Raw genomic sequence first — 11,252 nt, 5'->3', positions numbered from 1 at the left:
GGCCAGCTTGCCCTGCTCGAAGTCGCGGCCAGCGCCGCTGTCGAAGCTGGCATAACGCTCGGTGCGCCATTGTTCCCACGGCGATTCGGTCAGCAGCGCATGGGCCACTTCCAGCCCGCGCGCGAACGCGTCCATGCCGCCGATATGGGCGATGAACAGGTCCTCCAGGTCGGTCGACTCGCGGCGCACCTTGGCATCGAAGTTCAGGCCGCCTTCTAATCCGCCCTGGCGCAGCACCACCAACATCGCGCCCACGGTGTCGTACAGGTCGGTCGGGAACTGATCGGTATCCCAGCCGTTCTGCGCATTGCCGCGGTTGGCGTCGATGCTGCCTAGCAGGCCCTGATCCGAGGCCACCTGCAGGTCGTGCTCGAAGGTGTGCCCGGACAAGGTGGCGTGGTTGGCCTCGATGTTCAGCTTGAAGTCCTTCTCCAGGCCGTGCTGGCGCAGGAAGCCGGCCACCGTGGCGCTGTCGAAGTCGTACTGGTGCTTCATCGGCTCCATCGGCTTGGGCTCGATCAGGAAGTTGCCGGTCAGCCCGATGCTGCGGCCATAGTCGCGGGCCATGGTCAGGAAGCGGGCGAAGTGGTCGACCTCGCGCTTCATCTGGGTGTTGACCAGCGAGGCGTAGCCTTCACGGCCGCCCCAGAACACATAGTGCTCGCCACCCAGTTCGACCGTGGCCTCCAGCGCCGCCTTGACCTGCACGGCCGCGCGCGCGACCACGGCGAAGTCYGGATTGGTCGACGCCCCGTTCATRTARCGCGGATGCGAGAACAGGTTGGCCGTRCCCCACAGCAGCTGGGTGCCCGTCGCCTCCTGGCGCGCCTTGGCCAGGCCGACCATGTGCTTGAGGTTCTTCTCGTACTCGCCGACRTCTTCGGCATCGGGGGCCAGGTCGATATCGTGGAAGCACCAGTACGGCACSCCCAGYTTGCTGAAGAACTCGAASGCCGCATCGACCTTGGCCTCGGCCGTGGCCATTGGCGAACCCGCTTCCCACGGGAAGCGGCGGGTACCCGGGCCGAACGGATCGTGGCCGGCGTTGCAGAAGGTATGCCAGTAGCACACCGCAAAGCGCAGGTGCTCGGCCATGGTTTTGCCGCCGATCTTCTTGTCGGCCTCGTAGATCTTGAAAGCCAGCGGATTGTCCGAATCGCGACCTTCGAAGGGAATCCGGCCGATACCGGGGAAATATTCTTTGCTGCCGATGAAGGGGGTGTTGTTCATGAGGGTGTTCCTTTCGTTTTCCCTAAGGAAGAGTGGAGGGGGTCGTCATGCGGCGTGGGGCGACCGCACCGCGGCGAGGTGATCGAGAAAGCGTCGATAGGCTTGCTGATAGGCGGGCACTCGGCTGGGATCCGGCATGCATTCCAAGCCTCTGTCGCTGGACACATGAAGACTGACCAGTTCGGGCAGCGGCGCCGTATCGCCTTCCGCATTTCGCAGCGACCACAGCGCCTGCAGTGCCGCGCCGAAAGCCGCGCCTTCCGTCTCTTGCGGCACTTCCACTGGCAGATTAAATACGTCCGCGATCATCTGCCGCCAAGCTTTGCTGTTCGCTCCACCACCGGTCAGCACGATGCGGTCGAACGCCATGCCGGCAGTGAGAAAGGCGTCGTACCCATATCTCAGAGTGAAAGTCGCCCCTTCCATCGATGCGCGATAGAGCAACGCGGGCGTTAAGTTTTGCGTATCCATGCCGTGGAGCGAACCGCGCGCGTTCGGCAAATCTGGCGTGCGTTCGCCGCTGAAGAACGGCAGCAAGGTCAGGCCGCCGGCGCCCGGTGGAGTCGATTCGATCAGCGGATCGCCTTCGCTGGTCTTCATGCCGAGCGTACGTGCGACTGTCTCCGTGGCTCCGGTGCAATTCATCGTGCAGATCAGCGGCAACCAGCCGCCGGTCGACGAGCAGAAGGCCGCCCATGAACCGGCCGGGTCGATCACGGGTGTGTCGGAGTAGGCGAACAGCGTTCCGGAAGTGCCCAGGCTCATCGACAGACGGCCCGGCACCACGCAGCCGGTACCTATCGCCGCCATCATGTTGTCGCCGCCGCCGACCGCGATACGCACGCCGTGCGCCAGTCCCAGCGCGTCAGCGATCGCAGGCAGGATCGCGAAGGTGGTGCCCAGTTCGACCAGCGGCGGCAAGCACGGCGAAAGATCGCGATCGGGATCGATGGCGGCCAGCATCTCTTTCGACCATTGCCTTGTGCGGACATCGAGCCAGCCGGTGCCTGAGGCATCGCCGACCTCGGTAAATTTCTTGCCGCTCAGGTAGAAATTCAGATAGTCGTGCGGCAGCAGAATGGTCGCCAACTCCTCGTACACCTGCGGCCGATGCTTGCGTGTCCAAGGCAGTTTCGAGGCGGTGTAACCGGCCAGGATGGGATTGCCCGCGATCTCGATGCAGCGCTGCGCGCCACCCACGGCATCCATGATCTCATTGCACTCGGCGCTGCTGCTGGTGTCGCACCAGAGCTTGGCCATTGCAAGGATTTCTCCATCCTTGTCTAGCGGCACGAAGCCATGCTGCTGCCCGGAGACGGCCAGCGCGACGATGTTGCGGCGAATGCTGGGATCTATGCCTGCGAAGCAGATTCCGATGGCATCCACCCAGGCCTGGGGATGCTGTTCGCGGCTGCCGTCCTCGCCGGCAATGAGCTCCAGCGGCGCGTTGGCCACGCCTACTATCCCTCTGGCCTCAGCGTCGTAAACCACCACCTTTACGCTCTGGGTCCCAGCGTCGATTCCGGCAACGAGAGTCATGGGAAAGCCGCTCCGCCGGCAAAAAAGTTAGCGCTACCATTTTTGCGGCAAAAAAAATGGCGACCTGGGAAAAAGAGTGCGCGCACTTACTTGTCGATCCGGATCTTGGGGAGATCGCACTTTAACCAGAGGTCGGAAAAAAAGCCTGCTGCACCGCGGAATCTTTTCTAGAACAGCGACTTATTGGATTGCCGACAGGGTGGATTCGCGATTGCCGACTTGGCGTGCCGAGGCGGGTCGAGCGCTGCTTTCCCGGATCTGCCCAACGGATCCGCGTCTTTTCCGGCCCCTGGCTGATCGGATCAACCTGTTTTACACGGGTCGGGTAGCAAGGCGAGAAGTTGCGATAGGCGATAGGGCTTGGGCAGGAACTGGGTAGAGGCAGGGATCGACGGCAGCTGCGCTCGCGCGTGCCCCGATACCAAAACGACCCGGGTTTGCGGATAACGCGCCTCGATGAGCTCGGCAAGGTCGAGTCCCGATACTTCCCCCGGCATGCTGACATCGCTGATCACCACATCGTAACTGCCGCTCGCCAACCGCCGGATCGCTTCGGTCCCTTCCGCCGCGACCTCCACATGGTGCCCCTCAGCGGTAAGGCTATCCCCTATCAGCCCGCGCAGATCTTCTTCGTCTTCGATGAACAGGATCGAGGCCATTGTCAGTCCTTGGCAGTGGGAACGCAGAGTTGAATGACGGTGCCTACCTGTTCCTGGCTTTCAATCGACGCAAAACCGCCCGATTGGGCCGCAAAACCGAACACCTGGCTCAGGCCCAAACCGCTGCCCTTGCCGACGTCTTTGGTGGTGAAGAAAGGCTCCGTGGCGCGTTCGGCAACCTCGGGCGACATCCCACTGCCGTTGTCGCCGACGCGAACGCAAACGAAATCCTGCGATCGGCCTTCCGAATCCTCCGCGGCGCGATGCACCAAACACGTGGACACGGTGACGGTCCCGCCACGGGGCATGGCATCGCGGCTGTTGGCCACCAGATTCATCATGCTGGCTTCGAACTGTGCCGCATCGATGAACACCGGCGGCAAGTCCGGCGCGAGATCGATCTTGAATTCGACCGCTGGTCCGCATGTGCGCCGATAAAGTTCCATCGACTGGGCCAGAAGCTCATTGAGATCGTGTCGTTCGGCGACCAGGTTCTGGCCGCGAGCGAAACTCAACAGCTGCCGGGTCAGCAAAGCTCCTCTGTCGGCCGCGCGCAGGGCCGTATCCACCAGCTCTTTGGTACGGGCATCGGCCCCCGGGCGAACGCCAATCATATCCAGGCTATTGATGATGACGGTCAACAAGTTGTTGAAATCGTGCGCCAAGCCGAAGGTCAGCTTGCCGATGGCTTCGATCTTCTGCGATTGGACCAGCGCCTTTTGCGCTTCCATCAACCGATTGTTCGCTTCGAAGCGTTCGGTGACGTCCCGCGTTACCTTCGCATAACCGATCAACTGGCCTTCGCGCCAGATTGGATCGATGACAACGCTGGCCCTGAACCGGGTCCCGTCTTTGCGGAGCCGCCATCCTTCCGCCTCGTATTTCCCTTGCGTGCGCGCCGCCTCTAGGCCCAACGCCGGCATCCCCTTTTCGACATCTTCAGGCAGATAGAACTTGGAAAAATGCTGCCCGATGATTTCGTCCTGGCTATAACCCTTGATACGCCGGCCGCCGGAATTCCAGCTTCGCACATACCCCTGCGGATCAAGCATGTAGATCGCATAGTCGGTAACGCTTTGGATCAGCAAGGAGAGCTGGTGCGCCTCGTAGCGCAGATCGACTTCGGTTGTGTCTTTATCGAAAGCGAGCATAGCGACGCCGGTTTGGGGAACGGAAGGTCATTACGTACAAGAAGAAAGCACGGACGCGAGCATGCTATTGGTAATTTTGGTGCACCCCATGCGAAAACCAGGCGAAGAAGCCTCTCGCGCGTCTTACGCTAGCAGAGACAGGCGTTATGGCCGCGTCAGGGTCCGGCGGGACGCAATCCAAGCGATATCGGCCTGGGGATGACGAGCTATGGTTCTCCATCTCCCTTTTATGCGCACTTTGCGCAGAATTCACACCTCCGAAACCCTCACGCGCGCACCCTCCCGCCCACACGCCGGACTGTAGTGCCGGCGCCCCTAGGGAGGAGCCGAAGATGAAGAAATCCACACTCTCGCTATTGTTCGTAGCCAGCATGACGTTGGTGGCTCCGGTGGCGTTCGCCGGCGATGGTGGAAACAGGAAGATGGACGCCGACGGCGATGGCGCGGTATCCGCCGCCGAACACGAAGCCGGCGCGAAGGCGATGTTCGAGAAGATGGACGCCAACAAGGACGGCAGCGTCACCGCCGCCGAAATGGACGCCGCGCATGCGGCGATGGGCAAGAAGAAGATGGAGGGTGAAATGTCGTCCGTGGAGAAGATCAAAGTGATCGACAGCAACGGCGATGGCAAGCTTTCCGCCGATGAGCACAGCGCCGGTTCGCGGGCGATGTTCGAGAAGATGGACACCGATAAGAACGGTTCGTTGAGCCAGGCCGAGAACGAAGCCGGTCACAAGACGATGATGACCAAACATTGACGGCGACTAAGACATTCTGTTTTCCTCTCATGACCGTCGGCAAGGACAAAGCGAAAAGCGCCAATAACGGATGGAAGACCTGCAGCCGCGGACACAAGTACCGCGGCTCAGGTCCCTGTCCGAAATGATGGCCCGGGAAGGCGCCCAGAGTTCGGATAAAGTGGTAATCAAGCGTGTAGCTTTGGATGAAGGAGCGGTTAATCCGATAGGGTCCGCGTGTGTTCTGCGATAGGCGCTTTTTGGCTTTTCCTTCTTTCCATTCTTGCCCGGACCCGGAGCCCGCGATGGCCAATCTTCCCCGTTCCACCGCCGATGATTTCGATCCTGCCGTAATGCGTCTGTTCGACCAGTACGTGCATGGCGATATCGACCGCCGCGGTTTCCTGCAGGGCGCCGCGCGTTTCGCCGCCGGCAGCGCGGGTGCCGCCGGATTGCTGGCCGCCCTGACCCCGCAGTTCGCGGCCGCGCAACAGGTCGACCCGGACGACAAGCGACTGTCGGCGCGCTATGTGGAGTTCCCCTCGCCCCAAGGTTATGGCACCGGCCGGGGTTATCTGGTGAAACCGGCCGCGGCCAAAGGATCCTTGCCCGTGGCGCTGGTGGTGCACGAAAACCGCGGCCTCAATCCGCATATCGAAGACATCGCGCGACGTCTGGCACTGGAAGGCTTCATCGCCTTCGCGCCCGATGCGTTGTTCCCGCTGGGCGGCTATCCTGGCGACGAGGATGCGGCGCGTACCCTATTCGCGAAGCTGGAGCAGCCGAAGAGCCGCGAGGACTTCATTGCTGCGGCCAAGTTCCTGCTCAGCGCGGAAGGCGGCAACGGCAAACTGGGTGTAGTGGGATTCTGCTACGGCGGCGCCATCGCCAACTTCCTCGCCACGCGCATGTCGCAGGTCGCCGCAGCGGCCCCGTTCTACGGTGGCGCGCCGGCGATCGAGGACGTGGCCAACATCAAGGGCGAACTGCTGGTGGTGCTGGCCGCCGACGATGAGCGCGTCAACGCAGGCTGGCCGGCGTATGAGCAAGCGTTGAAGTCGGCCGGCGTGCGTTACACGCTGCTGCAACCAGCGGGCACGCAACACGGCTTCAACAACGACACCACGCCGCGCTACGACAAAGCCGCCGCCGCAGAGGCGTGGAAACAGACCATCGCCCTTTTCGAACGTACCCTCCGCACTCAGCAACCTGGGTAAGACCGAAGGCCGAACCTCGTGAAGCCGCGGGCAACGCGCTTCGCTCAAGACATGCCAAGAGCCTACACGGGCTGCGACGCGGGCCCCAGACCGTCGCTATCCTTCGCGCGGCGCGACGTCGGGAACATCAACGCGATGCCCGCGGCGGCCAAGCCGACCATCATCGCGCCGATGTACATCCATGCGTAGCTTCCGAAGCGATCGAACAGCCAGCCGCCCGCCAGCGGCCCCAGCGCCATGCCCAGGCCGGAAAGCAGTCCCGCCGCACCCAGCACGGTGCCCAGGATGCGCGGCGGGAACGCGTCGCGCGCCAGCGAGGCGTATAGCGGCATGGTGCCGCCGTAGGCCAGGCCGAAGACGATCGCCACCACGTAGAAGCCGTCGAGCTGATTGACACGCAGGTAGGCCGCCGCCGCCAATGCCTGGATGAGAAGGCCCGCCACCAGCACCGGCTTGGCGCCAAGGCGGTCGGCCAGCACGCCGAACAAGAGGCGGCCGCCTAGCCCGGCTGCGCCCTCCATGCTGTAGATGGTGACGGCTGCCGTGACCGAAAGTCCGCAACCGACGGCGTAGCTCACGGTGTGGAAGATCGGCCCCGAGTGCGCCGCGCAGCAAGCGAAGAAAGCCAAGGCCAGCACGATGAAAGGTTTGGACCGCAGCGCCTGCGCAGCCGTCAGCTCACGCGTGCCGCTGCCCTGGCTCTCGTCTGCGACGGTTGCGCCCGGCACCGCGCGCACGAACCATACGGCCGGCAGTGTCAGCGCCCACGCCAGCAAGCCGACGATCATCAACGTGGTGCGCCAGTCGTATCGATCGATCAGCCAGGCCACTAGCGGCGATAAGGTCATGGGCGCCACGCCCACGCCCGCCGATACCAGCGAAATGGCCAGATTGCGATGTTTCTCGAAGGATGACGCCGTCGCGGCCATCACCGGGGTGAAGAAGCTGGACGCGGCGATGCCCAACAGCATGCCGTAGCTGAGTTGGAACTGCAGCAGGCTGCCGGCGCGACTGGCCAGCACGCAGGCAAGACCCAGCAACAGCGCGCCGATCAACACCACCACGCGCGGTCCGTATCGATCGCTCAGCATGCCCCAACCGAAGCCGGCGAAACCCATGCTGAGAAAGGCCAGAGTCATGGCGCTGGAAAGTCCTGCACGCGACCAACCGGTGGCGGCGCTCATGGGTTGCAACAGCACCGCCAGCGCGAACACCGCGCCGATGGCAACGCAGCCCAGCAACGCACCGGCAGCGACCAGCGGCCAGTTGCGGTCCATGCGAAGAGAAGAAGAAGCAATTGGAGAGCTGTTCATACGCGCGGCGTTCTGGGCTGTCTCTATCTAGACGCACCAGGCACCCCAAAATCGACAAGCTTGTCGCGGATCGCGCTTTCGGTTGATCCGGCCTGCATTGCACGCTGCTGCAGCCCGTGAGCGGGCTGTTCCGCTTCACTCGGCCGCTTCGGGAAATACCGGCAGCTTCGCGAGGTCCTTCTCCTCGTGCTGGATGATCACCGTGGCACCCAGGTTCCGCGCGAGTTTGTTGAAACGGTCCATCGAGGACAACGACTGGGCGCGGTCGCTGTTGAACGAGGGTACGCCGGCCGATTGCAGGTTCTCGCGGAAATGCGCCACGTCGCCGGACAGCAGCACGGCGCCGCGTTTCGGCAGCTGCACCAGCAAGCCATGATGGCCCGGCGTATGTCCGGGCAGATCGAGCATCACCACACTGCCGTCTCCGAACACGTCGTAGTCGCCAGTGACCTTTTCGACCTTGGCGCCCTTCTGCAGCCAGGGCGACAATTGCTTGGCGCGCGCTTCGTGGCCCGGCCGACTCAGTACTTCGAAGTCGCCCTGCCCGATCAGCAGTTTCGCGTGCGGAAAATCCGCCGCCTGACCGATGTGGTCGAAGTGGTAATGGCTGATACCGACCAGGGACACTTGCGCGGGCTCGACGCCGATTCTTGCGAGCTGATCGACGATCGTCGCCGTCAGCGATTCGGAATCCGCCTCCTGGATGAGCGGCTTGTTCAGAGCAGTCTTGGACAGACCAGTATCCCAGAGCAGATAAGCGTCGCCGTGCCGGATCAGGTAGCAGCTGCCCACGAATTTCTTGCTCTGGCCGACATAGGCACGCGTATCGGATAACTCGTCAAGATTCAGAGTCCAGAGCGAACCGCAATCCAGTCTCCACAACCGAAGATCGGGTTTCGATGCCGGCGGCGCGGCCACGGCGAGCGAGAAGGCGAATGCAAGGAACACGGCGACAATATGACGAAGGTATAGTTTCATCGAGTTGTTTCCATCGAGTCGAGCGATGCCGGTTTAGTGGAGTTGATACCCCGCTTACGATACCCGCTCATGATGACGCGGCGCATCATACGATCACTGCGCCAATGGCGACGCAGCCAGCAACCCACCGGCGGCGACCGTGAGCACTTTCCAGAAATCACCTTCCGTCTGCGTCTCTCACCTTCACCTCATAACGGAACCCCCAAGCCATCGCCAACCGAGAAACGAGAGCGGCAATTCATCCCCTCTTGACATGCAAGTAAATACTTGCATATTATTGCCGCGCGCCGGAAACCGGCAAGCATGCTTCACCGCAATGGCAGAAGCCTGATGGCATTGCGGTGGCAACTGGGCGCTCATTTCAGGCAACGGTTACGGAGAAGATCATGGTGGATATCCTGCATAGAGTCGGAATCAAGGCGTCCTTGGAGGACGTCTACAAGGCATTGGCCACCCCTGAGGGCGTGGGCGGCTGGTGGACGAATGACGCGCAAGGAGAAAGCAAAGTCGGTGGAATGCTCACCTTCCGCTTCAGCGCCGGCGGCGTCGAGATCGGCAGCTTCAAGATGAAGATTCTCGAGCTCCGCCCTACTGAGCTTGTGCTCTGGGAAGTGATCGATGGTCCTGCGGAATGGATCGGCACGACGATCCGCTTCGAACTCAAACAGGAAGACGGCTACGCCATCGTTCTGTTCAAGCACCAGGGCTGGAAGGAACCAGTCGAATTCATGCACCACTGCAGCACCAAGTGGGCGATCTTCATGATGAGCCTGAAGTCGCTCGTGGAAACGGGGAAAGGCGCTCCCAGTCCCCACGACATCAAGATCGACAACTGGAACTGAGGATTGTTGGACATCGACAAGGTTTTTAAAGCGCTGGCCGACCCCACCCGCAGGCGCCTGCTCGATCAGCTGTACCAGGAGAACGGCCAGACAGTCACTGCCCTGTGTGGGCACATGGATATGACGCGCCAGGCCGTCACCCAGCATCTGCAACTGTTGGAGGATGCCAACCTGGTCGCGGTCGTCTGGCAAGGCCGGGAAAAGCTTCACTACCTCAACCCGGTTCCGCTGCACGAAATCTACGTGCGCTGGATCGGAAAATTCGAGCGCGGCCGCCTCGGTGCGTTGCGCGACCTCAAGAAGAAACTGGAAGGTGACGACGATGAGAAAGCCTGATTATGTGTACGTGACCTACATCTCCACCACGCCCGAGAAGGCCTGGCAGGCGTTGCTCGACGCGGATTTGATGCGCGAGTGGTGGGTCGATCCGAGTGCGGGTTGCGCCCGCGTGAACGTATCGGACTGGAAGCCCGGTTCCCGGTGGGAGCACACTCGCGTCGACGCTACGGGTACGGTCGACATAGTGGGCAAGGTGATCGAGAACACCCCGCCGCGCCGGCTCGCGTTCACCTGGGCCAGGCCCAGCGAAGCCGGCGACGAGTCGAAACATTCCCGCGTCGCATTCGATATAGAACCGTACGGTGAGGGGTTGATCCGCCTGACCGTTACCCATGACGACCTGGACCCGCAAATGCTCGAAGGCATATCGGGCGGCTGGCCGAAGGTGCTCTCCAATTTCAAGACGTTCCTCGAGACCGGTCGCGCGCTCCCCCGTTCGCCCGTGGCGAGCTGATCATGAAGATCGGTGTGATCGGCATTGGCGAGATGGGAGGAACCCTGGCACGCAGATGGAGCGAGAAGGGCCACCAGGTGCGCGTCGCCAATTCGCGTGGGGCCGAGGCGGTCAGGCGATTGGCGGACGAAATCGGGGCCGATGCCGCCGATATCTACGGGGCCGTGGAAGGTGCGGACGTGGTGTTGCTGTCCATTCCGTTTCCCGCTGTGGCCAAGCTGCCCCATGACTTGTTCGACCGGGCTGCGGACGGCGTGGCGATCATCGATACGGGGAACTATTACCCCGAAGTGCGCGACCCGCGCCTCGCGGAGATCGATGCCGGCATGCCGGAAAGCGTGCGGATATCGCAGCAGCTTGGCCGCCCGGTTCTCAAGGCGTTCAACAGCATACTTTTCCACTCGCTCTCCGAACTGGGGAAGCCCGAAGGCTCGCCGGATCGGCTGGCTGTTCCCGTGGCTGGCGATGATGTCCGAACCAAGCGTATCGTCATGGAACTGGTGAACGAAATAGGTTTCGATCCGGTCGACGGCGGTTCGTTGGAAGAATCGTGGCGGCAGCAGCCTTCGACTCCCGCTTATTGTTGCGATTATGGCGCGGCGAAGACGCGGGAAGGGATAAAGGCAGCGGCGAAAGGCAAGGCGGAGAATATCCGCGACAACGAGTGGAGAGAAGGATACGGCAGACTCTATGCCAACAACCCGACTCATGCCGAGGCCCATGCCGGTGTCATCGCTATGAACCGCTCATTGAATCCGCTTTAAGACCCAATCTACGCGAACCCTCTATCTCT

Annotated in this window: 12 protein-coding genes; 6 read left to right on the top strand and 6 right to left on the bottom strand. The window is 62.0% G+C overall.

The window, feature by feature from the left end:
• From xylA to AC1DTQ_RS17510, 4 genes are all read right to left on the bottom strand, one after another.
• Positions 1-1,230 (bottom strand): xylose isomerase (xylA, locus tag AC1DTQ_RS17525; RefSeq protein ID WP_477851235.1); only part of this gene is annotated, 1,230 nt, incomplete at its 3' end.
• Positions 1,231-1,275: 45 nt separating this feature from the next.
• Entirely contained in the window at positions 1,276-2,769 is a 1,494-nt protein-coding gene (gene xylB, locus AC1DTQ_RS17520) for a xylulokinase (RefSeq protein WP_477851233.1), read from the bottom strand.
• 302 nt (positions 2,770-3,071) lie between these two features.
• On the bottom strand, positions 3,072-3,428 hold the full coding sequence (locus AC1DTQ_RS17515; protein ID WP_477851232.1) for a response regulator: 357 nt from the start codon (positions 3,426-3,428) through the stop codon (positions 3,072-3,074).
• Between the two features lie 2 nt (positions 3,429-3,430).
• Entirely contained in the window at positions 3,431-4,579 is a 1,149-nt protein-coding gene (locus AC1DTQ_RS17510; protein WP_477851230.1) for a PAS domain S-box protein, read from the bottom strand.
• Between the two features lie 332 nt (positions 4,580-4,911).
• Between AC1DTQ_RS17510 and AC1DTQ_RS17505 the strand changes: the two genes are divergently transcribed.
• A complete protein-coding gene (locus AC1DTQ_RS17505) occupies positions 4,912-5,337 on the top strand; it encodes an EF-hand domain-containing protein (RefSeq protein ID WP_477851229.1) in 426 nt (141 codons plus the stop codon).
• 284 nt (positions 5,338-5,621) lie between these two features.
• Positions 5,622-6,533, top strand: coding sequence for a dienelactone hydrolase family protein (locus AC1DTQ_RS17500; RefSeq protein WP_477851227.1), 912 nt, complete (start codon positions 5,622-5,624; stop codon positions 6,531-6,533).
• Positions 6,534-6,595: 62 nt separating this feature from the next.
• Here the strand turns inward: AC1DTQ_RS17500 and AC1DTQ_RS17495 are convergent, their stop codons facing one another.
• Entirely contained in the window at positions 6,596-7,846 is a 1,251-nt protein-coding gene (locus AC1DTQ_RS17495; RefSeq protein WP_477851226.1) for an MFS transporter, read from the bottom strand.
• 135 nt (positions 7,847-7,981) lie between these two features.
• Positions 7,982-8,824 carry an N-acyl homoserine lactonase family protein gene (locus tag AC1DTQ_RS17490; RefSeq protein WP_477851225.1) on the bottom strand — a complete coding sequence of 281 codons (843 nt, stop codon included), beginning with the start codon at positions 8,822-8,824 and terminating at the stop codon, positions 7,982-7,984.
• 386 nt (positions 8,825-9,210) lie between these two features.
• Here AC1DTQ_RS17490 and AC1DTQ_RS17485 point away from each other — a divergent pair, with 386 nt between their 5' ends.
• Genes AC1DTQ_RS17485 through AC1DTQ_RS17470 form a run of 4 tightly spaced genes read left to right on the top strand, consistent with a single transcriptional unit; the run spans position 9,211 to position 11,223 of the window.
• Positions 9,211-9,666 carry an SRPBCC family protein gene (locus AC1DTQ_RS17485; protein ID WP_477851224.1) on the top strand — a complete coding sequence of 152 codons (456 nt, stop codon included), beginning with the start codon at positions 9,211-9,213 and terminating at the stop codon, positions 9,664-9,666.
• A 6-nt stretch (positions 9,667-9,672) separates the two neighbouring features.
• Positions 9,673-10,002, top strand: a complete 330-nt coding sequence (locus AC1DTQ_RS17480; RefSeq protein WP_477851222.1) for an ArsR/SmtB family transcription factor — start codon at positions 9,673-9,675, stop codon at positions 10,000-10,002.
• Positions 9,989-10,459: an SRPBCC family protein gene (locus AC1DTQ_RS17475; protein WP_477851221.1), complete on the top strand. Its 471-nt coding sequence runs from the start codon at positions 9,989-9,991 to the stop codon at positions 10,457-10,459. The genes AC1DTQ_RS17480 and AC1DTQ_RS17475 overlap by 14 nt, the downstream gene beginning before the upstream one ends.
• 2 nt (positions 10,460-10,461) lie before the next feature.
• A complete protein-coding gene (locus AC1DTQ_RS17470; protein ID WP_477851220.1) occupies positions 10,462-11,223 on the top strand; it encodes an NADPH-dependent F420 reductase in 762 nt (253 codons plus the stop codon).
• Positions 11,224-11,252 lie beyond the last annotated feature (29 nt).

It is taken from the genome of Pseudoxanthomonas sp. P4_B2 (assembly GCF_056402315.1).
This window is presented reverse-complemented; position numbering and strand designations above follow the sequence as displayed.